Origin of the sequence: Aeromicrobium sp. Leaf291 (assembly GCF_001423365.1) — a bacterium.
In the GTDB taxonomy this organism is placed as follows: Bacteria; Actinomycetota; Actinomycetes; order Propionibacteriales; family Nocardioidaceae; genus Aeromicrobium.
This window is the reverse complement of record NZ_LMNM01000002.1, coordinates 731,910-754,511: the sequence shown is the minus strand read 5'-3', so window position 1 is coordinate 754,511 and position 22,602 is coordinate 731,910. Positions and strand designations below refer to the sequence as shown.

Below are 22,602 nucleotides of genomic sequence, written 5' to 3'. Positions count from 1 at the left end.
GTCTCTCTCGTCGTCACAGCTGAAATTCGGGCAGTTTGACGGTCAAGCCGTCCCACGAGGGGCAGACCGACATCTGGCACGCGAGCCGGGAAGTCGGCTGCCGCTCGGGGTTCATCGCGAGCATTGCTTCTTCTTCAGCTCCGGACAGGCCGACCTGCTCGGACCACTGGGGGTCGACGACCACGTGACAGGTCCCGCAGGCAGCCTCTCCGCCGCAGTCCCCGTCGATGCCCGGGATTGCCTCGTTGACCGCGACCTGCATCAACGACTGGCCCTCCTCCAGCGGGGCTTCGTACTTCTCGCCGTCGTGCGACACGAAGGTGACAACTGCCATGTGAGTCTCCTGAAGAACTGTCCCGGGCGTGATGAACTTCATAAGAGTGTTGCCGGGTCCGACAGCGGTGGCTATGGTCACCGAAGTCAATACCTTGTGATTTCGGCTCACGAAGAGACGAGAGGGTGAACATGGTCGAGCCGTGCGTGCCGCCGCTTGCATTCGTGCAGCTGCTCGCGGGCGAAGCGCTGGAGCCGGACGCCGTCGCGCGGTTTCGCCGCGTAATGGCTCGCGAGGGAGTCAGCGAGTCGACGATGGTCGAACGCGATGTCCAGGCGCCGCTGCGCTGGTTTCGAGAGGTGTATCCGGCACTTGACTCCGCCCAAGCCACCCATCTCGGACGTGCGTGCGCAGCGCAGGCTCAATTGACCACCTTCGGGCCACTGAGCCTGCCGTTGGTCAGTGCAGGCTCGGTCGCGGAGATCGTGGAGCTGCTGACCTACCTGCCGTTGATTTCGACCGCTCTCAGTCCTCAGCTGCATCACTCCGATCACGGTCTGACCGTCGGTTTCACCGGACATACCGGTGATCCGGACCTGGATCGGTTGGTGATCACTTATTGCGGATCGGCACTCGTGCGACTGCTGAAGCTGCTCGTCGGTGACATGTCGGCCGTCACGCTGCACCTGGCTTGGTCGGCGCCTGCAGACCTGGCCGGTCATCCGGATGTGCTGAGTGGCCAGCTGGCTTTCGATGCCCCGATCTCATTCCTCCGGGTACCTGCTGAGACCCTGAGCGAGGTTTGTCGGTTCTCCGATCCGATCGCCTACCGGCACGCGATCGCCGAGCTCGAGAAGGCTCTCGAGCTCCGGAATGGGCCTCTGTCGTTCTCACGGACCGTGAGGCTTCTGGTGGATGAGGGCGACGTCCTGAGAAGCAGCCGATCGGTCGCCGATGAGCTGTCGATGTCGGCCAGCACTTTCAAGCGGCGACTTGCCGGTGAGGGAACCACCTTCCGTGAGCTGCGCGAGACCTCCCTGCGAGAGCGGGCGGTACTGCGTCTGCTGGAGCGAACGGCGACGGTGAGCGAGATTGCCAGCGACCTTGGCTACAGCGACCTTGCCAACTTTTCGCACGCGTTCAAGCGATGGACCGGGAAGTCTCCGCGTCAGTTCCAGCGCGAGCAGGGAGTTCGGTGATACCCGGGCCCTGCCGGATATGTCTGGTCAGCGGACGGTGACGGTGGGGTCGACACGTCGGGGCGCGTCGGCGGGCTCCGATCGACGCAGTCCGAGGTACCGAAGTGCCACCTCGGAGATCTGCTGGCCCGTGGCCTCGGCATCCGCGCCCGGGAGGGCGAGGTGGCTGACGGCAAGTCGGACGAGGGCGTCGGTCGCGTTCTGGACGTCGACGACGTCAAGCTGAGGAAACTGCTGATGCATCCAAGCCGCCAGGGCATCGCTTGCGACGTCGAGCAGACGCCCTGAGGTCGTGATGAGGGGCAGCATGCCCTTGCGGGCGTCGAGAGCGCTGGTCTCCAGCGCCGGATCGCGGTGTGAGACGAGGACTGCCCGCAACAACGGGCTCCTCTCCGCCTCGGTCAAGGTGTACTGAACCGCCGCCTGGATGCCGCCCGCGGCGTCGGTCGGGTACGACGCCAGAAGATTCTTGATCCCCGCAAGGAAACGGTCGGCCTCGTGAAGGACCAGCGCTTCACCCAGCGCCTGCTTGTCGCCGAACTCCTTGTACAACATGGCGCGCGGGGCACCGATCAGGATCGCAATGTGTCCCACCCGGACCTTGTCCCAGCCCTTTGCCACGGTCTCGACGTACGCCGCCTCCAAAGCACGTCTCCGCAGATGGGCTCGGTACGACTCCCGAAGCGGCGTGGGCATGGACAAATCCTAGGCGATTGTTCATCCGTCGACAGTGACTCGAGCGGAAACTAGCGATGCATCGATGGTCATTCGAAGACACTGGTGTGTCCGAAAACCTAGCGCCGAAACTTTCGGCCCCTGAAACCTCGAACGGTTCTGGCGCGGGTTACCGACTCCCTTCGGTGCCGAACGCCGCAAAGGACCGATTACGGACTTGGGTGAGCGCCGCCCCGAGGCTGCGCTGTTGAACCCCGAGACGACCACCGAGCGCGGCGCCACGACCGACACCGGATAGGTACCCGGGCGGGCGGTGCCGGATTCAGTCGCGACGCGGTCACGACATTACGAGCGGCTTCCCCGACGTCGCGGACGCGGCGGCCGCGATGTTGCCGGCCGGCACGGTCCTGGACGGTGAACTCGTCGTGTGGGGTGATGGGGCGCTCGACTTCGGCGAGCTGCAGCGCCAGCTCGCCTCACGCGGCGCCACCCGTCGTGTCGGGTCTCGGCCGCCAGCGACGTTCATGGCGTTCGACGTCCTGCAGAGCGATGGCGTCGACCGGCGCGCGCACATCCTGCGCGATCGCCGGCACGTGCTCAAGGAGCTTTTGGCCGATGTGCGGCCGCCGATCCAGCTTGTGCCCCAGACCGCCGGCGTCGACGAGGCTCGCGACTGGCTCGAGCGGTACACCGCGGCGCAGGTCGGGATCGAGGGCCTGTGCGCCTGGCACGCACTGGCGTGCTGTTCCACCACATCGTCGGCACGTCATATGCGGGGCAAAGGTCGAAGACAGAACTGTCGAGAGTCGTTGGTTCAACCATAGCGGCGGGTTTGATGGGGGAGCGGCGGTCCCACGTCAAGCGCTATCTGGGTCGTGCGCCGTGTCGCCGCGTCCTCGGTCGTATCCTGCGACACCGCCTTCAAACCAAGCGTGCACAGCCAGGTGGACCAGGGTGAGTTGAATGTTCTCGCCGCGACGTAGGGATGCCTCGGCCGTCCGGACCAAGTAGTCCAGGACCGGATTGTCCGGATCTGGGAACGCGGGATCGGGCATGTGTGCGTCGGCTCGGGGATCGGACCACGCGCCGCGATCGGCGTTCTGGCGGGCGGTGTGCGCCGCGACGTCCAAGGCCAGCTGAGCGTCGGTGCGGAATGTTCTCGACATGCCGAGATCCTTGATCGAGATCAGCCGTCGACGCTCAGAGCGAATCGCACATGACAACTAGTTGGCAAAAGATGACAACCAACTTGGCAAAATGACACCTTTCCTGACAACTGACAGCACTGGGCGCCGTGAGGCGTGCCACGATGTCCACTACTTGACATAATGTGCATTATCGGAGCATTGTCAGACTGGGCGAGAGTGGCCTGTCGGGGCCACTGCGCCGACGTGGTCGGCCAGCTCGTTCACCCACCGGCGCACGTCGTCCGGATCCTCCGCAACGACGCTGCGACAGTGCGGCAGGACGGCGCCTAGCTCGTCGGCGGTCTCCAGCGGGTGCGCCGGGTCGGCCGTCCACGCCAGCACCAGTGTCGGGACGTCCAGCGTCGTCAGGGACGACCTGGACGGCAGGTCCGACGACGCCGCTCCGCGCAGCACCGTCGGGAGCAGGCTCGGTGGCACGTCGGGCAGGGTGTCAGGACGTCCTCGGGTCGCCGGAGGCTGCGGAGCGCCTGCGCCGGCGGCCATCCAGGCCGCCACGCCGCTGGACTCGACGAGCCGCGCCGCCCACTCGTACTCCGACGCCTTCGACGCGCGGGTCCGCCAGCCGGTCGGCGGGATCAACAGCGTGAGGGTCGCGAACCTGGCCGGGTCGCCGAGGGCGGCGTGCAGGAGCGTCCCCGTGCCCATGGAGGCCCCGATCCCGTGCACCACTTCCCCACCGAACACGTGTTCGACGAGCAGGTGGAGGTCGTCGGCCAGCTGCGGCCAGCAGTAGTCGCCGATGCGGTCGCGCCCGGTGGACCGACCGTGCCCACGGGCGTCGTAGCGAAGGAGTCGCACGCCCTCGAGCCCACCGGCGACGTCGAGCCCCAGGGCCGCCTCGCGGTGCCGGCTCGACGTGAGGCCGTGCAGCGCCACCACCGCAGGCCCGTCCGCACCGGTCACGTCGAAGTCGAGCGTGGCCCCTGGTACCGCGAACGACGACACGGTGGCTGCTCCTCGTGCTCGGCTCCCCTGACGGCCCAGGCTACGACGACCGGGACGCTCGGAGCGCCGGCGCGACCCCACGTGTGACCGAGCCGACACGTGCCTGCCCTGACCGGTGGCTCGATCGGCCTAGAGTGAGCCGCATGCGGCTGACCCATGTGGCCCACCTCCGGCTGCCGTTCGGTCGCATCGTGGGCTACGACCTCGACGTCGGACCCGTCGGCGAGCAGCTGCCGATCTCGTTCGACCAGGCTCGCCACGTGGGCCTGGGCGACCGTGCCGGGTCGTGGATGGCGATCACCTTCCGCCCGCCCGACGTGGACCGCGACACGCTGGCGGCGGCCTGGCTGTCGGTGGTCCGGCGCCACGGCACGCTCCGCACGGTCTTCTCCCCCGCCCCCTCCGACGGGCCCGACACCGGGCCCACGCTGCACGAGGTCGAGCTGGGTCCCGGGCGGTGGCGGGAGCACCCGGTGGGTCCCGGCACGCGGCTCAGCGACGCGATCCGTGGGGTGCTCGACGAGCACTGCACGCCGTTCTCGTCGCCCTCGCACCGGCTGTGCGTGGTCGAGTCGCACGACCGGCCCACCGTCGTGGTCGCCGCGGACCACGCACACGTCGACATGTGGTCGTTGCTGGTCGTCGTGCGGGACCTGCAGCGCGCGCTCGCCGGAACCCTCGACGACGCGGCTCCGGCGCGACCGTTCGCCGACCACACCGCCGCGCTCGTCGAGCGTGAGCGCGCACCGCAGTCGGTGCGCGAGCGCTGGAACGAGGTCATCGAGGCGTGCGGCGACACCATGCCGCGCTTCCCGCTCCCGCTGGGCGACGTGGAGCGACCGGTTCCCGAGCGGGTCGAGCTGCGCGACGTGCTCGACGTCGACGCCCTCGCCTGGCTGTCGCGAGGGGCGCGCGCCCGCACCGTGTCGACGCTCGCGCTCGTGACCTCGGCCCTGACCCAGGTCACCCGCGACCTGGCCGACGCTCCCCTGCGCGCCGTGTTCCCGGTCCACAGCCGGTACGAGGACACGTGGCACGACTCGGTCGGGTGGTTCATCACCAACGCCGTCCTCGACTCCCCCGACGCCGACCCCGTGGCGTGCGCCGCGGCCGTGAAGGAGGCCATCGGACTCGGTTCGTGGCCGCTCGAGGACGTGTTCGCGCCTTGGGGCGGCATGCCGCAGTCGCCGGGGATGTTCGCGATCTCGTGGCTGGACCTGCGGCGGCTGCCGGTGCACGTCGACCACGTGGGGCTCGAGGCCCAGTACGTGAGCGCGGCCGGGCGCACCGACGGCGTCATGGTCTGGTTCGTGCTCGACGAGGCGGGGATGCACCTGCGGTGCCGCTACCCCGACACCGAGCAGGCGCGGAGGAGCGTCGGAGGGTGGCTGGACGAGGTCGTCGACGAGATCCGCCGCGCTGCGCGCGACGCCGGGGCGACGCTGGAGGTCGACGGTGCGCTGCTCCAGGTGGGACGGGCCGAGCGGCACGACGTGCCGGCGATCCTCGCGCTGCTCGCGGACGACCCGATCGGCGCGACACGCGAGCTGGCCGACGCGACCGCCTACGAGGACGCCTACGACGCCCTGGTGCGCGATCCGTCCCAGCTGCTCGTGGTCGTGCGCGACGGCGACACGGTGGCGGCCACCGCGCAGCTGACCGTCATCCCCGGGCTGTCACGGGGCGGCGCCACACGGCTGCAGATCGAGGCCGTGCGGGTGGCGTCAGCGTGGCGCGGCCGAGGGCTCGGTGGTGCCCTGCTGGAGTGGGCGCACGAGCACGGACGTGCCCGCGGTGCCGTGCTGAGCCAGCTGACGACCGACACGTCGCGCGTCGACGCCCGCCGGTTCTACGAGCGCCTCGGATACGAGGCGAGCCACCTGGGGCTCAAGCGTCCGCTCTGAGACCGGACCGGCCCCGGGTGGGGCGTGACGGGTCGGTGCGTGCCGTGGCGAGCACCGCGAGGCCGCACGCCAGCACGACGAGGCCGAGGCCCGCGACGGCGCCGACCCGCTCCCCCAGCACGACGACACCCAGCACCGTGGCGCAGAGCGGCTCGGCGAGCGTCAGCGTGGCGACGTCGGCGGCGGGCAGGCGTGCCAGCCCCCAGCCGAACAGCAGGTACGCGACCGCGGTGGTGACCACGCCGAGCCACAGCACCAGCAGGAGCCCGGGCCCGCTCCAGAGCCATGGACCGGCCAGCAGCACGAGGGCGGGGAGGCTGACGACGCCGGCCGTGCCGAACAGGACCCCCATGGTCCGGCCCGACGACCAGCCGCGGCCGAGCAGCTCCTTCGCCGCGAGCGTGTACAGCGCGTAGGAGGCGCCGGCTCCGACGGACCACCCCACCGCGGAGCCCGCGACCGCCGACCCCGACGCGAGGCCCGACACCAGCACCACGCCCACGATGCCGAGGGTCGTCGCCACGCCCCACCGGACGCCGGGCACGCGACGGCGCAGCACCGCCTCGAGCGCGCCCGTCACGACCGGTGCGGACCCGAGCGCCACGACGGTGCCCACGGCGACGCCGTTGCGGGCCGTGCCCTCGAAGAACGTGGGCTGGTAGGCCACGACTCCTCCGGCGCCGACGGCGACGACCACCCAGGCGGGCATCCTCGCGCCGGCGGGAGACGGTGGAGCGACGCCGGTCGCCCGGCCCCGGGACAGCCACGTCGCTCCCAGGGCCAGGAGGGTGCCGCCCAGGGCGATGCGGGCCAGCCCCACGGCGACGGGCGACCCGGCCACGTCAGCCAGCTCCTGCGCGGTCCCGGTGGTCGCGAAGCACAGCGCGGCGAGGACGATCGCGCCGACGGCCCGCCCTCGGGGTGCGCCGTCAGGCATCGACGTAGCCGGCCAGGTGCTCCCCGGTGAGACCGGCGCGGGCGGCGACCAGCTCGGCCGGGGTTCCCTCGAAGACCACGCGGCCGCCCTCGTGGCCCGCGCCCGGACCGAGGTCGATGATCCAGTCGGCGTGGGCCATCACGGCCTGGTGGTGCTCGATCACGACGACCGAGCGACCGTCGTCGACGAGCCGGTCGAGCAGCCCGAGCAGGTTCTCGACGTCGGCGAGGTGCAGGCCGGTGGTGGGCTCGTCGAGCACGTACACCTCGCCGGCGTCCGACATCTGCGCGGCCAGCTTCAGCCGCTGGCGCTCACCGCCGGAGAGGGTGGAGAGCGGCTGCCCGAGCGTCAGGTAGCCCAGGCCCACGTCGACGAGGCGCGCGAGGATCTTCTGGGCAGCGGGGACGCGCCCCTCCCCCTCGGCGAAGAACGCCTCCGCCTCGATGATCGACATCTCGTGCACCTCGGCGATGTCCTTGCCCCCGAGGGTGTGCTCGAGCACCTCCGCGCGGAACCGACGGCCGCCGCACTCCTCGCACGGCGACTCGACGGTCGCCATGACGCCCAGCTCGGTGATGATCACGCCGGCGCCGTTGCACGTGGGGCAGCCGCCCTCGGAGTTGGCGCTGAACAGCGCCGGCTTCACCCCGTTGGCCTTGGCGAACGCCTTGCGGATCGGCTCGAGCAGGCCCGTGTAGGTGGCGGGGTTGCTGCGTCGGGACCCCTTGATGGCGCCCTGGTCGATGACGACGACCCCGTCACGCCCTGCGATCGAGCCGTGCACGAGCGAGCTCTTGCCCGAGCCGGCCACGCCGGTCACCGCGCAGAGCACGCCCAGTGGCACGTCGACGTCGACGCCCTGCAGGTTGTGGGTGTCGGCGCCGCGGATCTCCAGGTGGCCGGAGGGCCGGCGGACGGTGTCCTTGACCCGGGTGCGGTCGTCGAGGTGGTGACCCGTCACGGTGTCGCTGGCCCGCAGTCCGGCGACGTCGCCCTCGAAGCAGATGGTCCCTCCGCCGGAGCCGGCTCCGGGTCCGAGGTCGACGACGTGGTCGGCGATGGCGATCGTCTCGGGCTTGTGCTCGACGACGAGCACGGTGTTGCCCTTGTCGCGCAGCTGCACGAGCAGCCGGTTCATCCGCTCGATGTCGTGGGGGTGCAGGCCGATGGTGGGCTCGTCGAAGACGTAGGTGACGTCGGTCAGCGACGACCCGAGGTGCCGGATCATCTTGGTCCGCTGCGCCTCGCCGCCCGACAGCGTCCCGGCGGGGCGCTCCAGCGAGAGGTAGCCCAGGCCGATGTCGGTGAAGGAGTCGAGCAGGTGCTGCAGGCCCTTGAGCAGCGGTGCGACCGACGGCTCGTCGAGCTCGCGCAGCCACTCGGCCAGGTCGCTGACCTGCATGGAGCAGAGGTCGGCGATGTTCCTGCCCCGGATGCGGGACGAGAGCGCCTCGGGCGTGAGGCGGGTGCCGTCGCAGTCGGGGCAGGTCGTGAACGTGACCGCACGCTCCACGAACCGACGCACGTGCGGCTGCATGGCCTCGAGGTCCTTGCTCAGCATCGACTTCTTGACCTTGGTCAGGACGCCCTCGTAGGTGAGGTTCACCCCGTCGACCTTGATCTTGGTGGGCTCGCCGTGCAGGAGCGTCTGCAGCTGGTCCTGGGTGAACTCCCCCACGGGCGTGTCCATCGGCAGGCCGGCGCCGGCGAAGATGCGGCCGTACCAGCCGTCCATGCTGTAGCCCGGGACGAGCAGCGCGCCGTCGGCGAGGGTCTTGCCGGCGTCGTAGATGGCCGTGAGGTCGAAGTCGTTGACCGACCCCATCCCCTCGCAGCGTGGGCACATGCCGCCGAGGTAGACCTCCTTGCGCGCCACGCGCTTCTCGACCCGGCCGCCCTTCTCGGTCTGCATGACGCCGCTGGCGGTGCGGGTGGGCACGTTGAACGCGAAGGCGGTCGGCGGGCCGACGAAGGGGTCGCCGAGGCGGCTGAACAGGATCCGCAGCATCGCGTTGGCGTCGGTGGCGGTGCCGACGGTGGATCGCGGGTTGGCGCCCATGCGTTCCTGGTCGACGATGATCGCCGTCGTGAGCCCCTCGAGGTGGTCCACCTCGGGCCGCGCGAGCGACGGCATGAAGCCCTGCAGGAACGCGCTGTAGGTCTCGTTGATGAGGCGCTGGGACTCCGCGGCGATCGTGCCGAACACGAGCGAGCTCTTGCCCGAGCCCGACACCCCCGTGAACACGGTGAGCCGACGCTTGGGCAGGTCGACGCTCACGTCCTGGAGGTTGTTCTCGCGGGCGCCCTGCACGCGGATGACGTCATGGGTGTCGGCGGTGTGGGCCATGGGCCCAGGCTAGCGATCCGCGGGACCGCCGGTTGCCGTCCGCGCCCAGCATCGGAGCCGTGGCGAGCCACCTGGCATCCTCGTGCGGTGAGTACTCCCCACCGTGTGGTCCAGCACGTCGCCCGCGTGCTGCTCGGCGCCTTCCTCGTCCTCGCCGGGGTGGCGCACGTCGTGACGCGCGAGGAGTTCCGTGCGCAGGTTCCGTCGTGGTTCCCGGTCGACGAGGACCTCACCGTGCTCGCGTCGGGTGCGGTGGAGCTGGTCCTCGGTCTGGCGGTGCTGCTGGCACCGGCGGCACGGCGGGCGCTCGTCGGGCTGCTCGTCGCGACCCTGTTCGTCCTGGTCTTCCCGGGCAACGTCGCGCAGTACGTGGAGGGGGTCGACGCGTTCGGCCTCGACACGGACCGCGCGCGGCTCGTCCGCCTTCTCTTCCAGCCGCTGCTCGTGCTCTGGGCGCTGTGGTCCTGCGGAGCCTGGCCCCGCGCGGCGCGACCCCGCCCGGGGCGTGACACGTGACGCCCGCCGTCCGAGCGGCGCGCAACGCCGTCGCCGTCGTCTTCGCCCTCAACGGGTTCATGTTCGCCAGCTGGATGGCGCGGCTCCCCGCGGTCCGTGACGCGCTCGGGCTGTCCCCTGCCCAGCTCGGCCTGCTCCTGCTCGCGATCTCCGCCGGGTCGCTGACCGGCCTCCCGCTCGCCGGAGCCCTGTGCGACCGGTTCGGCGCCGCCCGCGTGGTCGCCGTGTCCGCGGTCGTCGTCGCCCTGGCGCAGACCGCCGCGGCCGCCGGGGCGGAGTCGGGCGTCGCGCTCGCCGCCGCGGTGCCGATGGCCTTCATGGGCTTCGGCATCGGTGCGTGGGACGTGGCGATGAACTTGCACGGCGCTCGTGTCGAGCAGCACATGGGCCGTACGGTGATGCCCCGCTTCCACGCAGGCTTCAGCCTCGGCACCGTGGTCGGTGCGGGGCTGGGCGCCGGTGCCGCGGCGCTGGACCTCGACCTGCGCGTCCATCTCGCGGCCACCAGCACGATCGGTCTCGTGGGCGCGCTCGCGGCGGTCCGGGCGTTCCTGCCCGGCCACGAGGACCACGGCGAGGATCCGCAGGGCGCACGGTCCGCGTCGGCCTGGACGGAGCCGCGCACGCTGCTCATCGGCCTGATGGTGCTGGCTCTCGCCTTCACCGAGGGGACGGCCAACGACTGGTTGGCGGTGGCCCTGGTCGACGGCTACGACGTGCCGGACTGGGCCGGTGCGCTCGGCTTCGGCGCCTTCGTCACGGCGATGACGCTGGGCCGGGTCGTGGGCCCGGCGCTGCTCGACCGCCACGGTCGGGTGACGGTGCTCTGGTCGACGATGGGACTGGCCTTCGTCGGCGTGCTGCTCACCGTCCTGGCGCCCGTCCCCGAGCTCGCGGTCGTCGGCATCCTGCTCTGGGGCCTGGGCGCCTCGCTGGGGTTCCCCGTCGGCATGAGCGCCGCCGCCGACGACCCACGCCGCGCCGCGGCCCGGGTCAGCGTGGTCTCCACGATCGGGTACACCGCCTTCCTGGCCGGCCCGCCCCTGGTCGGCTTCGTCGGCGAGCACTCCGGCACGCTCCAGGCGCTGCTCGTGGTGGCCGCCCTGCTGGTCCCGTCCGCGCTCGTCGTTCCTGCTGCGCGGGAGCGCCGCACGCCCTAGCGTGCCGTCATGGGTACTGAGGAGGCCGCCCGCGGCGGCGACGACCGGTCCGTCTTCGACCGCTTCGTGGAGTCGGCGGAGTCGGTGGTCACCCGGGCTCCGTTCTTCCTGGTGTGCGCCGGCATCGTGGTGGCGTGGGCGGTCAGCCTGCCGCTCTGGGCCGACCTGAAGGCGTGGCAGGTCGCGATCCACACCGTCGCGAGCGTCCAGTCGCTGTTCCTGCTCGCCCTGCTGGAGAACGCCGGGCGGCGGGCCGAGGAGGCGTCGCAGGAGAAGCTCAACGTGATCGCCGAGGCGCTGGCCGACCTGATGGAGTCACGGGCGCGCGACGACGAACGGCTGGGCGAGTCGGTGCAGCGTCTGCGCGACGCGGTCGGTCTCGAGGACCGGCACTGACGGCTCAGGCCAGGAGGAAGGTCCGTAGCGCCGAGGCGAAGGCGTCCGGCTTCTCCGAGTGGACCCAGTGGCCGGCGCCCTTCACGGTCACGAGGCGTGTGCGGGGGAACAGGGTGCGCATGTGTTCGGCGTCGTCGTCGCCGACGTAGTCCGACCGCTCCCCCGCGAGCCAGAGGACGGGCCTGTCGAAGGTCCCGTCGATCTCGGGGAAGCCGCCGATGACCGGCAGGTCCCGGCGCAGGAGGGCGAGGTTCGCCATCCAGCGGAACCCTCCGCCCTCGCTCGGGGGGATCGATCGCAGGTTCTGCAGGAGGAACCCGCGCACCGTGTCGTTGTCGATCCGCTCGCGCAGCTGCTCGTCGGCGTCGCCGCGCCGCGCGAGCGTGTCGAGGTCGAGCGAGGCCAGGCTGTCCAGCAGGTGCTCGAACTCCCCTGCGCCGTCGCTCGGAGCAGGGGCGATGTCCACCACGACGAGTCGGTCCACGAGGTCCGGGTGACGCAGGGCCAGCACCATGGCGACCTTGCCGCCCATGGAGTGCCCCACGACGTGGGTGCGACCCCCCGACGCCCACCGCTCGCTCAGGAACGCCGCCACCTGGTCGGCCACGTCCACGTAGTCGACGGAGTCGGTCCACGCGGAGTGGCCGTGGTTGGGCAGGTCGACGAGGAGCGAGCGCAGCTCGGGCTGCAGCGCCTTGGCGGCCTGCGTGAAGTTGCGGCCCTGGCCGAAGAGTCCGTGCAGGAAGACGACCCGCTCCCCCGTGTCGCCGACCTCGCGGGCGTAGATGGCGTCGGTCACGGACCCAGGGTAGATCGGCGGTGAGGACCGTCCGCACGTGCCGTCCTAGACGAGTGCCCGTGCGATCGCGTCGGCCATGAGGTCCATCCAGCGACGCGCCTGGCGCAGGTCCGCCGGGTCGAGGAAGTAGTGGTCCTGACCGGGGACGACGTGGTGCTCCACCGGGATGCCCACGTCGGCGAGACGCCGCGCGTAGGCGTCCCCCTCGGCCCGCAGCGCGTCGTGCTCGGCGGTGACGACGAGCGCCGGTGGCAGCCCGTGCAGGTCGTCGGCGAGCAGGGGTGACGCGTACGGCTCGCTGCGGCGTGAGGCGTCCTTGAAGTACGTCGCGCGGACGAGCCGGACCGTCCGTTCGCTGATCATCGGTCGCGGGACCGTGGCGGGCTTGTGGGTGGTCGAGACGTCGAGCGACGGCACGCCGAGCAGCTGCAGACGCGCCGGCTGGTGCCCCTGGTCCCGGGCCTGCAGGCAGACCGACGCGGCGAGGTTCCCGCCTGCACTGAAGCCGCCGACCACCAGGCGGCGTCCGTCGAGGCCCTGCGTCCCGGCGTTCTGGGCGACCCACTCGACCACGTCGTGCGCCTGGTGGTGCGCCACCGGGTACCGGTGTCGCGGCGCCACGTCGTAGTCCACGTTCACCACGGCCGCACCGGTCGTGGCGACGACGTGCCGGGCGAAGAAGTCGTCCATCGCCGCGTGCCGCATGAGGAAGGCCCCGCCGTGCAGGTGCACGTAGACGCCTGGCGCCGAGGGGGCGTCCCCGGAGCGCGCCGCGTGCCGGCCTGCCGTGGGTCGGTAGACGTAGCAGCGGACGGTCCCGTGCCGGGTCGGCACCCGCCAGGTCTCGGGGTCCTCGACGTCGGCGCCGGAGATCTGCAGGGCGTCGCCGTAGCGCACCGTCAGCGGTGCGGTGAGGTTCATCAGGAGCGCCGTGGCGTCCGCGTACCAGCCCATGTGTGCCATTCGACACCGCGCTGCGTCCGGATCGGCGCAGGTGCATCATGGGCGTGTGAGGATCACGAGACTCGGACACGCCGCCCTCCTGCTCGAGACGTCGGGGGCGAGGGTGCTCGTCGATCCGGGCGCGTTCAGCCTCGACGCCGCCTTCGAGCTGAGCGACCTGGACGCCGTGGTCGTCACCCACCAGCACCCGGACCACCTGCACCCGGCGCGCGCCGCCGAGGTCGTGGCCGCCAGCCCGGGGGCGGTCTTCCTGGCCGATCCCGAGACCGCCGAGCAGCAGGGCGGACCGTGGCGCGCGCACGCCGACGGCGTGGTCACGCAGGTCGGCGACATCACCCTCACCGGCGTCGGTGCCCGGCACGCCACGATCCTGCCCTCGATCCCGGTGGTCGCGAACGTCGGCGTGCTCGTGGAGGGCCCGAGCAGCGACGGCGGGACGACCACGCTCTTCCACCCCGGCGACTCCTACGAGTCGACCCCGGCCGGTGTCGACCTGCTGGCGCTGCCCCTCAGCGCCCCCTGGGCGAGGATCAGCGACACGGTGGCCTTCCTGTCCGGCGTCGCGCCGCGCGGCTTCCTGCCCATCCACGACGCGACCATCGCCGACGTCGCCTACGACCTGTACTGGAACCACGCCGTGAACCACGGCGGGGTCGACGCCGAGCAGGCGCACCGCCTCGCCCCCGGCGACACCCTCGACGCCTGAGGTGGAACGCCCCCTCCTGCGGGCCATGACGGTCCCGCTGATGCTGCTGGTCGGTGCGCTCGTCACGCTGCAGTCGCGTGTCAACGGCTCGCTCGCCGGCCAGCTCGGTGACGGTCTGCGGGCCGGCGCCCTGGCCGCGGTCGTGAGCTTCGGCAGTGGTTTCCTCCTGCTCACGCTGGTGGTCCTGTCGCACCCGCGCCGACGGGCCGGGCTGCTGCGGGTGCGCGACGCCCTGCGGCTCCGCAGGCTGCGGCCGGTCGAGCTGCTCGGCGGCCTCGGCGGGGCCTTCTTCGTGGCGAGCCAAGGCATCGCCGTCGGCATCATCGGGGTGGCTCTGTTCATCGTGGCGTTCACGGCCGGTCAGTCGGTGGCGTCGCTCGTGGTCGACCACGTGGGGCTCGGACCGGGCGGCCGGCAGGCCGCGTCCCGACCGCGGGCGATCGCCGCCCTGTTCGCCGTCGCCGCGGTCACGGTCAAGGTGCTCGGCGACCTCGACGGCACCGAGCTCGGGCCCTCCCTGCTGCTGGCGTCCCTGGCGCTGGTGGCCGGGTGCCTGCAGGCGGTGCAGCAGGCGCTGAACGGTCGGGTCTCGGCGATCGGCGGTCCTCTCGCGACGACGTGGAACAACTTCGTCGTCGGCACGGCCGCTCTCCTGGTGCTGCTCGTGGTGAGCCTGGCCCTCCCCGGCCGGATCGACGGCTTCCCCACGCAGTGGTGGTACTACGTCGGCGGCGTCCTCGGGGTCGGCTTCATCGCGATCTCCGCCGTGGCCGTGCAGATCCACGGTGTCCTCGTGCTGGGGCTGTGCTCGATCGCCGGCCAGGTCGTCGCGGCGGAGGTCGTCGAGGTGGTCGATCCCGACGTCGCGGTGTCCCCTCTGGGCCTGCTCGGCGGGGTCCTGGCCGTGCTCGGCGTGGTCGTGGCGCTCGTCGCACGTCGGCCCCCGCGGACGTGACCTGACCGTCGTTGTCTTATCTCACAACTGAGATAGTGTGGTCGGGTGACTTCACGAGACGACTACCTCGCCCGCATCGGCACCCTCATCCGCGACGCGCGTCAGCACAGCGGTCTCACGCAGACCGAGCTGGCCACGCAGCTGCGCACCAGCCAGAGCGCGGTCAACCGGATCGAGAAGGGCCAGCAGAACCTGACCCTCGAGATGATCGCGCGCATCGGCACGGCGCTCGACTCCGAGATCGTCAGCGTCGGCACGTCCGGCCCGAGCCACCTGCGGGTCAAGGGCGGCACGCGGCTCTCGGGCTCGATCGACGTCAAGTCCAGCAAGAACGCCGGTGTGGCGCTGCTCTGCGCGTCCCTGCTCAACGAGGGAACGACGATCCTGCGCAAGGTCGCGCGGATCGAGGAGGTCAACCGGCTCCTGGAGGTGCTGTCCTCCATCGGCGTGCGCACCCGCTGGCTGGGTGACGACGGCGACCTCGAGCTGGTCGTCCCGGCCGAGCTGGACCTCGCCGCGATGGACGAGGCCGCGGCCCGGCGCACCCGCAGCATCATCATGTTCCTCGGTCCGCTCATGCACCGCGTGGAGCAGTTCGAGCTGCCCTACGCCGGCGGCTGCGACCTCGGCACGCGCACCGTCGAGCCCCACATGACGGCACTGCGCCCGTTCGGGCTCAAGGTCGTGGCCACCGAGGGCAGCTACCACGTCGACGCCGCCCGCGGCGTCGGGCCGGAGCGGCCGATCGTGCTCACCGAGCGCGGCGACACCGTCACCGAGAACGCGCTGCTGGCCGCCGCCCGCTTCGACGGCGTGACCGTGATCCGCAACGCGAGCCCCAACTACATGGTCCAGGACCTCTGCTTCTTCCTCGAGAAGCTCGGCGTGGGCATCGAGGGCATCGGCACGACGACCCTGCGGGTCACCGGCAAGCCGAAGATCAACACCGACGTCGACTACGCGCCGAGCGAGGACCCGATCGAGGCGATGAGCCTCATCGCCGCCGCGATCGTCACGCAGTCCAGCATCACCGTGCGCCGCGTCCCGATCGAGTTCATGGAGATCGAGCTCGCCCTCCTGGAGGAGATGGGACTGCACTACGACCGCAGCGAGGAGTACCCGGCCGAGAACGGCCAGACCAGGCTCGTCGACATCACCACGCACCCCTCGTCGTTGCGGGCACCGATCGACAAGGTGCACCCGATGCCGTTCCCTGGCCTCAACATCGACAACCTGCCGTTCTTCGCGGTCATCGCCGCCACGGCCGAGGGTCAGACCCTGCTGCACGACTGGGTATACGAGAACCGGGCGATCTACCTGACCGAGCTCAACAAGCTGGGCGCGCGGGTCAAGCTGCTCGACCCGCACCGGGTCCTGGTCGACGGACCGACGCACTGGAGCGGGACCGAGATCGTGTGCCCGCCGGCGCTGCGCCCGGCCGTCGTCATCCTGCTGGCCATGCTCGCCGCCAAGGGCACCTCCGTGCTGCGCAGCGTGTACGTCATCAACCGTGGCTACGAGGACCTGGCCGAGCGGCTGAACGCCCTCGGTGCGCAGATCGAGACCTTCCGCGACATCTGACGACGAGGGCGTCCCGCGGACCCTGCGGGCGCTAGCGTGAGGTGGTGTCCAGCCACCCGTACCTCGACGCGCCCCTCCCCCTGGCCCTGGCCCACCGCGGTGGCGCCCTGCTGCCGGTGAACGGGGGCCTGGAGAACACGTTGGCAGCGTTCACGAACGCGGTGGCGCTCGGGTTCCGCTACCTCGAGACCGACGTGCACGCCTCGCGGGACGGCGTCGTCTACGCGTTCCACGACGAGCACCTGGGTCGCCTGACCGGGGTCGACACGCCCCTGGCCGACCTGACGGCCGAGGAGGTCGACGCCGTGCGGGTGGTCGGCAAGGAACCGGTGCCGCGCCTGGCGACGTTGCTGGAGGCCTTCCCGCACGCACGGTTCAACATCGACGTGAAGTCCGACGCCGCCGTCGTCCCGACGGTCGAGGTCATCCGTGCTGCCGGGGCGCAGGAGCGGGTCTGCCTCGCCTCGTTCTCCGGCCGTCGCCTGGCTCACCTCCGCCGGATCTGCCCCGAGGCCGCCCGCTCGGCCGGGCCGCTGGAGGTCGCGGCGCTGCGGCTGGGTCCCGTCGCGGCGATCCGCCGGTACGCCGCCCGGCGCGGTGTCCACTGCCTGCAGGTGCCGGTGCGCAGGGGCCCCGTGACGGTCGTGACGCCACGATTCGTCCGCCACGCGCACGCGACCGGCCTGCAGGTGCACGTGTGGACCGTCGATGACCCCGACGAGATGCGATGGTTGCTCGACATCGGCGTCGACGGCATCGTCACCGACCGTCCCGACGTCCTGCGCGACGTGCTGACCGAACGAGGAGCCTGGCCACGATGAGCACCGGACGCACGAGTCACGCTGACGGCGGCGGGGCGGTCGCCCGCAGCACCAGCCGGGGCCAGGTCCTGGCCTGGTCCTTCTGGGACTGGGGCTCGGCCGCGTTCAACGCCGTGATCGTCACGTTCGTGTTCTCGGTCTACCTCACCGACGGCGTCGGCAAGGACCTGCCCGGACCGGTCTCGGCCAGCACGTGGCTGGCGTGGTCGATCGCGGCCGGCTCCCTCGTGATCGCCGTCCTCGCCCCCGTCCTGGGCCAGCGGTCCGACGCGGGCGGGCGGCGCAAGCGCTCCCTGGCCCTGCTCACGGGCGCCGTCGTCGTCCTGATGGCCCTCATGTTCTTCGTGAAGGACGACTACCACTACCTGTGGCTCGGCCTGCTCCTGATCTCGCTGGGCATCGTGCTGTTCGAGCTGGCCCAGGTCCCCTACTTCGCCATGCTCCGCCAGGTGTCCACGCCCGAGACGGTCGGCCGGGTGTCCGGGCTCGGCTGGGGCTTCGGCTACCTGGGCGGCATCGTGCTGCTGATCATCGTGTTCGTCGGGCTGATCAGCGGCGACGGTGGCCTCCTCGGCGTGACCACCGACGACGGGCTCAACATCCGGCTCGTGGCGATCGTGTCCGCCGTCTGGTTCCTCGTGTTCGCGCTGCCCGTGCTGCTGTTCGTCCCCGAGCTCCCGGCCGAGGCGAGCCCGCTGCCCCGCACCGGCTTCGTCGACTCGTACCGCGTGCTGTTCGCCGAGGTGCGGACCATGTGGCGCGACGACCGCGAGACCCTCAAGTTCCTCATCGCCAGCGCCCTCTACCGCGACGGTCTGGCCGGGGTGTTCACCTTCGGTGCGGTCATCGCCGTGTCCGTGTACGGCTTCACCGACGAGACCGTGATCCCGTTCGGCATCGTGGCCAACGTGGCCGCGGCGGGCGGTGCGATCCTGGCCGGTCGTTTCGACGACCGTGGAGGGCCGCGTCGCGTGGTGGTGTTCTCGCTCGTGTCGATGATGGTCGTGGGCACGGTGCTGCTGTTCGTCGAGGGCAGCACGGGATTCTGGATCTTCGGGCTGCTGCTGTGCCTGTTCGTCGGTCCGGCCCAGTCGGCGTCCCGCACCTACCTGGTGCGCCTCACGGCGGTCGGCAAGGAGGGCCAGAACTTCGGCCTCTACGCCATGACGGGGCGTGCCGCGTCGTTCCTCTCCCCCGCCCTCTTCGGGCTCTTCGCCTTCATCGGCGGTGACGACCGGTGGGGCATCGTCGGCATCCTCGTGGTCCTCGCCGCCGGGCTCGCGGCCCTCTTCCTGGTCGCTCCCCAGGTCCGCGACCGCGCACTCGAGGTGCGGTGACGACGTACTCAGGGGAATCTCAAGGGGGTGCCCTACGTTGGTACCGATGAGAGGAGTGACCCATGGCTGAACGAGCACTGCGCGGGGCCCGGCTGGGTGCCCAGAGCTTCGAGGACGAGCGCGGGGTCGAGATGGCCCCTCGTCAGGAGATCGAGTACGTCTGCGACGACGGACACACCTTCACGGTGACCATGTCGGTCGAGGCCGAGGTCCCCTACGAGTGGGAGGACCCGAAGACCGGCCGCATCGGCAAGCAGGCCGACGTCGCGGAGCCGGCGAAGAAGGAGGAGAAGGCGGCGCGTACCCACTGGGACATGCTGCTGGAGCGACGCTCGGAGTCCGAGCTCGAGGAGATCCTCACCGAGCGCCTGGAGCTGTTGCGCTCCGGCGAGATCGGCCCGCCGCACCTGCACCGTCGCAAGCGCAAGACGGCCTGACGGCCCGTCGGGCTCAGCCCGACCCGTCCGAGCCCGCCCCGAGACCCCGGTCCTGCACCGGGGTCTCGTGCTGTCCGGGTCCGGCATCACCGGGGCGGGGCAGCGCGGCCCGGGCGAGCGGTCCCACCCGCAGCCGGCGGGGCACCCGGCGCGCGAGGCCCCAGAGGGTCACGCGCCACAGCGCCTCGCGCACGATCGCCGAGCTCATCTTGGACCGCCCGAGAGCGCGCTCGACGAAGGTGACCGGCACCTCCACGATCCGCAGTCCTGACGCGTGGACCCGGCGCGTCATGTCGATCTGGAAGCAGTACCCCTGCGAGGCGACGCCCGCGAAGGCGATCCGGCGCAGCGTGTCGGCCCGGAAGGCACGGAAGCCGGCGGTGGTGTCGTGCACGGGCAGGCCGAGCGCGAGGCGGGCGTACATCGTGCCGCCCCGCGAGATCATCCGTCGGTGCCATGGCCAGTTGACCACCGAGCCCCCCGGGACCCAGCGCGAGCCGATGACGAGGTCGGCCGACGCGACGGCGGCCAGGAGGTCGGGCAGCTCCTCGGGCAGGTGGGAGCCGTCGGCGTCCATCTCCACCAGGACGTCGTAGCCGCGGTCCAGGCCCCAGGCGAAGCCGGCCCGGTAGGCGGCTCCGAGCCCGTCCTTGCCCGTGCGGTGGAGCACGTGGACGGCGGGGTCGCGCAGCGCTCGCTCGTCGGCGAGCCGGCCGGTGCCGTCGGGCGAGGCGTCGTCGACCACGAGGACGTCGGCGTCGGGGACGCAGCTGCGGAGCCGCTCGAGGGTGCCGGGCAGGCTCTCCGCCTCGTCGTAGGTCGGCATGATCACCAGGACGGTCACGACGACGTCCTCCGGACCGCGCGACGGCGGTGCAGGATGCCGAGGACCCAGCCCAGCAGACCGATCGACACCAGCGCCACGGCGGGCCAGCGGCCCGCGGCGGTGGCCGGGGTCGTCCCGGTGGCCGTGCCGACGTCGGCGACCAGCGTGGCGGGCTCCTCGGTGGGCGCCTGCTGGACCACGCGCCCGTCGGCGTCGACGATGCCGCTGATGCCGTTCGTCGACGGCACGACGACCCAGCGGCCGGTCTCGATCGCGCGGAGCCGCGAGATCTTGAACTGCTGCGCGGGCTGCGACGTGCCGGTGAAGCTGGCGTTGCTGGTCTGGACCACGAGCATCTCGGCCCCGCCGCGCACCGCGTCCTCGACGATGCCGTCGTAGGCGATGTCCCAGCAGATGGTGTCGCCGACGACGACGGACCCGGCCTGCAGGTCGCCCGCCCGGTCCCCCGGCAGCATGTCGCGCGGGATGTCGCGGTCGAAGCGCGGGACCAGCCCACCCAGCTCGCGACGGAACGGCACGTACTCGCCGTACGGCACGAGCCTGCGCTTCACGTAGACCTCGCCGGGGCCGTCGCCGTTCCAGACCACACCGGCGTTGTAGGCGGTGTCGTTCGTGGGGCCGTCGAGGATGGCGCCCACGAGGATCGGCGCACCGATCCGTTGCACCAGGGACTCGATGCGGGCGGCAAGCGCCTCGTCGGCGAAGGGGTCGACGTCGAGCGCGTTCTCCGGCCAGATGACGAGGTCCGGTGCCTGGGTCCGCCCGGACTCCACGGCCGCCGCCAACCTGCTCGTCTCGGCGAGGTGCAGCTCGCCGATCTCGCCGCGTGGCCAGGTCAGGAAGGCGCCCGGCGTGTTGCCCTGGATCGCGGCGACGCGCCGCTCCGGACCCGGGTCCGCGAGCCCCGTGGGCAGGAACAGCCCGCCCAGGATGACGGCGACGACGACGGCGACGGCCGCGGTCCGACGCAGGACGCCGGAACCGGCCAGCACGACCAGCATCGCCGCGAGCACGAACAGCAGGGCGGACGTGCCGGGCATCCCGACGAGGCGCGCGTACGGGGCGAGCGGGGTGTCGATGGACGTGTGGGCCAGGCGTCCCCACGGGAACCCGGAGAACGGGAAGCCGCCGCGCACCTGCTCGCCCAGCACCCAGGCAGCGGCGCCCCACACGGGCCACCAGGGCAGCCGCAGCGCCGCGCGGAGCGGCAGGGCGATGACGGCCAGCAGCACGGTCTGGGCGACCACGAGCGCGACGTAGGCCCCGCTGCTGACCGCGTTCATCCACCAGATGAGCGGGGCCATGAAGGCGAGCCCGTAGACGGCGCCCGTGGTCATGACCGCGACCACGCGAGCCTCCGCCTGGCGGCGCAGCACCCAGACGAGCAGGGCCACGCCGACGACCATCGTGTACGGCACGGACCACGGGTCGAAGGCTGCCGCGCTGAGCAGTCCGGAGACGGCCGCCAGCACGGCGGCCAGGTACCACCTCATCGGGGTGACCGTCTCACAGGACCGTGAGCGTGCGCGGTGCGTGGTTGAGGACCTCGAGGCCGTCGTCGGTGCAGACCGCGATGTCCTCGATGCGGGCGCCGAAGCGCCCCTCGAGGTAGACGCCGGGCTCGATGGAGAACGCCATGCCGGGCTCCAGCACGAGGTCGTTGCCCTCCACGATGTAGGGCTCCTCGTGCGTCTCGGTGCCGATGCCGTGCCCGGTGCGGTGGATGAACAGGTCGCCGAGGCCGGCGTCGACGAGGACCTGGCGGCCCACCGCGTCGACGGACTCCGCGGTGACGCCCGGTCGTGCGTGCTCGCGCTGGACGCGCTGGGCCTCCTCCAGCACGGCGTACGCCTCGAGGTACTCCGCCGGGGCGCTGCCGCCGGCGAGGTAGTTGCGGGTCGAGTCCGAGCAGTAGCCGGCCGCCGTCGTGCCGCCGATGTCGACGACCACGGGGTCGCCCACCTCGATCGTGCGGTCGGAGACCTCGTGGTGGGGCGACGCACCGTTGGGGCCGGAGCCGACGATGACGAAGTCGACCTGCGCGTGCCCCTCGTCGACGATCGCGCGGGCGATGTCGGCGCCGACCTCGCGCTCGGTGCGTCCCGGACGCAGCCACTCCCCCATGCGGGCGTGCACGCGGTCGATGGCGGCGCCCGCGTCGCGCAGTGCCGCGATCTCGTCGGTGTCCTTGCGCATGCGCAGCTGGGTGAGCAGGGGGCCGGCGAGGCTGACCCGGGCGAACCGGTCCTGCAGGGCCAGGACGCGCTCGGCCCACATCTGGTTGTCGACCGCCACGGTGGCGTCGGCGGGCAGGAGCGAGGCGACGAGGGCGTAGGGGTCGTCGGTCTCGCCCCAGGTGGCGATCTCCACGTCGACCCCGGCGGCCTCGGCGGCCGCCCGCTCGAGCGCGGGCACCACGAGGGTCGCGGGCCCGTCGGCGGGCACCACCAGGCAGGTCAGACGCTCGAGCGGCTTGGCGTGGTAGCCGGTCAGGTAGCGCAGGTCGGCGCCGGGCGTGACGAGCACGGCTCCGACGGACTGGGCACGAGCGAGCTCTTGGGCGCGGATCCAGCGAGAAGTCACCCGCCGAGCCTA

Annotated in this window: 22 protein-coding genes and 1 pseudogene; 12 read left to right on the top strand and 11 right to left on the bottom strand. The window is 71.5% G+C overall.

The genetic code is table 11. The features are described 5' to 3' along the window. Positions 1-13: 13 nt before the first annotated feature. On the bottom strand, positions 14-334 hold the full coding sequence (locus ASF35_RS13240; protein WP_055968291.1) for a 2Fe-2S iron-sulfur cluster-binding protein: 321 nt from the start codon (positions 332-334) through the stop codon (positions 14-16). 131 nt (positions 335-465) lie between these two features. On the opposite strand from ASF35_RS13240, the gene ASF35_RS13235 reads away from it, so the two are divergent. Continuing rightward, positions 466-1,473: an AraC family transcriptional regulator gene (locus tag ASF35_RS13235; protein ID WP_055968289.1), complete on the top strand. Its 1,008-nt coding sequence runs from the start codon at positions 466-468 to the stop codon at positions 1,471-1,473. 27 nt (positions 1,474-1,500) lie between these two features. Here ASF35_RS13235 and ASF35_RS13230 read toward each other — a convergent pair whose 3' ends face one another. Beyond that, on the bottom strand, positions 1,501-2,169 hold the full coding sequence (locus ASF35_RS13230; protein ID WP_055968287.1) for a TetR/AcrR family transcriptional regulator: 669 nt from the start codon (positions 2,167-2,169) through the stop codon (positions 1,501-1,503). 296 nt (positions 2,170-2,465) lie between these two features. On the opposite strand from ASF35_RS13230, the pseudogene ASF35_RS13225 reads away from it, so the two are divergent. Next, a pseudogene (locus ASF35_RS13225) lies at positions 2,466-2,972 on the top strand (hypothetical protein); the annotation flags it as partial. A 33-nt stretch (positions 2,973-3,005) separates the two neighbouring features. Here the strand turns inward: ASF35_RS13225 and ASF35_RS18100 are convergent. Beyond that, on the bottom strand, positions 3,006-3,314 hold the full coding sequence (locus ASF35_RS18100; RefSeq protein ID WP_156368041.1) for a hypothetical protein: 309 nt from the start codon (positions 3,312-3,314) through the stop codon (positions 3,006-3,008). A gap of 183 nt (positions 3,315-3,497) precedes the next feature. Continuing rightward, positions 3,498-4,301 (bottom strand): alpha/beta fold hydrolase, encoded by an 804-nt coding sequence (locus ASF35_RS13220; protein ID WP_055968282.1) that lies wholly within the window; start codon positions 4,299-4,301, stop codon positions 3,498-3,500. Between the two features lie 143 nt (positions 4,302-4,444). Between ASF35_RS13220 and ASF35_RS18455 the strand changes: the two genes are divergently transcribed. Next, positions 4,445-6,205: a GNAT family N-acetyltransferase gene (locus ASF35_RS18455; RefSeq protein WP_055968281.1), complete on the top strand. Its 1,761-nt coding sequence runs from the start codon at positions 4,445-4,447 to the stop codon at positions 6,203-6,205. Here the strand turns inward: ASF35_RS18455 and ASF35_RS13210 are convergent. Next, positions 6,189-7,142: a DMT family transporter gene (locus ASF35_RS13210; RefSeq protein WP_055968279.1), complete on the bottom strand. Its 954-nt coding sequence runs from the start codon at positions 7,140-7,142 to the stop codon at positions 6,189-6,191. The genes ASF35_RS18455 and ASF35_RS13210 overlap by 17 nt on opposite strands. Beyond that, positions 7,135-9,489, bottom strand: a complete 2,355-nt coding sequence (locus ASF35_RS13205) for an excinuclease ABC subunit UvrA (RefSeq protein ID WP_055968277.1) — start codon at positions 9,487-9,489, stop codon at positions 7,135-7,137. The genes ASF35_RS13210 and ASF35_RS13205 overlap by 8 nt, the downstream gene beginning before the upstream one ends. 87 nt (positions 9,490-9,576) lie before the next feature. On the opposite strand from ASF35_RS13205, the gene ASF35_RS13200 reads away from it, so the two are divergent. From ASF35_RS13200 to ASF35_RS13190, 3 genes are read left to right on the top strand one after another with little or no spacing between them, the layout of a single operon-like run. Further along, positions 9,577-10,005 carry a hypothetical protein gene (locus ASF35_RS13200; RefSeq protein WP_055968275.1) on the top strand — a complete coding sequence of 143 codons (429 nt, stop codon included), beginning with the start codon at positions 9,577-9,579 and terminating at the stop codon, positions 10,003-10,005. Then, positions 10,002-11,165, top strand: coding sequence for an MFS transporter (locus ASF35_RS13195; protein WP_055968273.1), 1,164 nt, complete (start codon positions 10,002-10,004; stop codon positions 11,163-11,165). The genes ASF35_RS13200 and ASF35_RS13195 overlap by 4 nt, the downstream gene beginning before the upstream one ends. A 9-nt stretch (positions 11,166-11,174) precedes the next feature. Next, the gene (locus tag ASF35_RS13190) at positions 11,175-11,561 is read left to right on the top strand and encodes a low affinity iron permease family protein (RefSeq protein WP_055968271.1); all 387 of its coding nucleotides are present in this window, start codon (positions 11,175-11,177) and stop codon (positions 11,559-11,561) included. A 4-nt stretch (positions 11,562-11,565) separates the two neighbouring features. Here ASF35_RS13190 and ASF35_RS13185 read toward each other — a convergent pair whose 3' ends face one another. Together ASF35_RS13185 and ASF35_RS13180 are read right to left on the bottom strand one after the other, a co-directional pair. Continuing rightward, entirely contained in the window at positions 11,566-12,360 is a 795-nt protein-coding gene (locus tag ASF35_RS13185; protein WP_055968269.1) for an alpha/beta fold hydrolase, read from the bottom strand. A gap of 45 nt (positions 12,361-12,405) precedes the next feature. Continuing rightward, entirely contained in the window at positions 12,406-13,314 is a 909-nt protein-coding gene (locus tag ASF35_RS13180) for an alpha/beta hydrolase (protein WP_055968267.1), read from the bottom strand. A gap of 55 nt (positions 13,315-13,369) precedes the next feature. Here ASF35_RS13180 and ASF35_RS13175 point away from each other — a divergent pair, with 55 nt between their 5' ends. The 6 genes from ASF35_RS13175 (at position 13,370) to ASF35_RS13150 (ending at position 19,160) form a co-directional block, all read left to right on the top strand. Continuing rightward, positions 13,370-14,029, top strand: a complete 660-nt coding sequence (locus ASF35_RS13175) for an MBL fold metallo-hydrolase (protein ID WP_055968265.1) — start codon at positions 13,370-13,372, stop codon at positions 14,027-14,029. Positions 14,030-14,054: 25 nt separating this feature from the next. Continuing rightward, on the top strand, positions 14,055-14,984 hold the full coding sequence (locus ASF35_RS13170) for a DMT family transporter (RefSeq protein ID WP_055968620.1): 930 nt from the start codon (positions 14,055-14,057) through the stop codon (positions 14,982-14,984). Between the two features lie 45 nt (positions 14,985-15,029). Continuing rightward, positions 15,030-16,565: a UDP-N-acetylglucosamine 1-carboxyvinyltransferase gene (locus ASF35_RS13165; protein WP_055968263.1), complete on the top strand. Its 1,536-nt coding sequence runs from the start codon at positions 15,030-15,032 to the stop codon at positions 16,563-16,565. A gap of 44 nt (positions 16,566-16,609) precedes the next feature. Then, positions 16,610-17,386: a glycerophosphodiester phosphodiesterase gene (locus tag ASF35_RS13160; RefSeq protein ID WP_055968618.1), complete on the top strand. Its 777-nt coding sequence runs from the start codon at positions 16,610-16,612 to the stop codon at positions 17,384-17,386. Then, on the top strand, positions 17,383-18,723 hold the full coding sequence (locus ASF35_RS13155) for an MFS transporter (protein ID WP_055968261.1): 1,341 nt from the start codon (positions 17,383-17,385) through the stop codon (positions 18,721-18,723). Before ASF35_RS13160 ends, ASF35_RS13155 begins: the two co-directional genes overlap by 4 nt. 62 nt (positions 18,724-18,785) lie before the next feature. After that, a complete protein-coding gene (locus tag ASF35_RS13150; RefSeq protein ID WP_055968259.1) occupies positions 18,786-19,160 on the top strand; it encodes an RNA polymerase-binding protein RbpA in 375 nt (124 codons plus the stop codon). 13 nt (positions 19,161-19,173) lie between these two features. Here the strand turns inward: ASF35_RS13150 and ASF35_RS13145 are convergent, their stop codons facing one another. From ASF35_RS13145 to ASF35_RS13135, 3 genes are read right to left on the bottom strand one after another with little or no spacing between them, the layout of a single operon-like run. Beyond that, positions 19,174-19,986, bottom strand: coding sequence for a polyprenol monophosphomannose synthase (locus tag ASF35_RS13145; RefSeq protein WP_082481942.1), 813 nt, complete (start codon positions 19,984-19,986; stop codon positions 19,174-19,176). 14 nt (positions 19,987-20,000) lie between these two features. Then, positions 20,001-21,500 (bottom strand): apolipoprotein N-acyltransferase, encoded by a 1,500-nt coding sequence (lnt, locus tag ASF35_RS13140; protein WP_055968257.1) that lies wholly within the window; start codon positions 21,498-21,500, stop codon positions 20,001-20,003. A 13-nt stretch (positions 21,501-21,513) separates the two neighbouring features. Continuing rightward, complete coding sequence (locus ASF35_RS13135) at positions 21,514-22,590, bottom strand: Xaa-Pro peptidase family protein (protein WP_055968255.1); 1,077 nt, start codon at positions 22,588-22,590, stop codon at positions 21,514-21,516. Positions 22,591-22,602: the final 12 nt, after the last annotated feature.

Coding starts and splice junctions, on each gene's coding strand:
- ASF35_RS13240 (WP_055968291.1), bottom strand. CDS start 334: ATGGCAGTTGTCACCTTCGTGTCGCACGACGGCGAGAAGTACGAAGCC.
- ASF35_RS13235 (WP_055968289.1), top strand. CDS start 466: ATGGTCGAGCCGTGCGTGCCGCCGCTTGCATTCGTGCAGCTGCTCGCG.
- ASF35_RS13230 (WP_055968287.1), bottom strand. CDS start 2,169: ATGCCCACGCCGCTTCGGGAGTCGTACCGAGCCCATCTGCGGAGACGT.
- ASF35_RS18100 (WP_156368041.1), bottom strand. CDS start 3,314: ATGTCGAGAACATTCCGCACCGACGCTCAGCTGGCCTTGGACGTCGCG.
- ASF35_RS18455 (WP_055968281.1), top strand. CDS start 4,445: ATGCGGCTGACCCATGTGGCCCACCTCCGGCTGCCGTTCGGTCGCATC.
- ASF35_RS13210 (WP_055968279.1), bottom strand. CDS start 7,142: ATGCCTGACGGCGCACCCCGAGGGCGGGCCGTCGGCGCGATCGTCCTC.
- ASF35_RS13205 (WP_055968277.1), bottom strand. CDS start 9,489: ATGGCCCACACCGCCGACACCCATGACGTCATCCGCGTGCAGGGCGCC.
- ASF35_RS13190 (WP_055968271.1), top strand. CDS start 11,175: ATGGGTACTGAGGAGGCCGCCCGCGGCGGCGACGACCGGTCCGTCTTC.
- ASF35_RS13180 (WP_055968267.1), bottom strand. CDS start 13,314: ATGGGCTGGTACGCGGACGCCACGGCGCTCCTGATGAACCTCACCGCA.
- ASF35_RS13170 (WP_055968620.1), top strand. CDS start 14,055: ATGACGGTCCCGCTGATGCTGCTGGTCGGTGCGCTCGTCACGCTGCAG.
- ASF35_RS13155 (WP_055968261.1), top strand. CDS start 17,383: ATGAGCACCGGACGCACGAGTCACGCTGACGGCGGCGGGGCGGTCGCC.
- ASF35_RS13150 (WP_055968259.1), top strand. CDS start 18,786: ATGGCTGAACGAGCACTGCGCGGGGCCCGGCTGGGTGCCCAGAGCTTC.
- ASF35_RS13145 (WP_082481942.1), bottom strand. CDS start 19,986: ATGCCGACCTACGACGAGGCGGAGAGCCTGCCCGGCACCCTCGAGCGG.
- lnt (WP_055968257.1), bottom strand. CDS start 21,500: ATGAGGTGGTACCTGGCCGCCGTGCTGGCGGCCGTCTCCGGACTGCTC.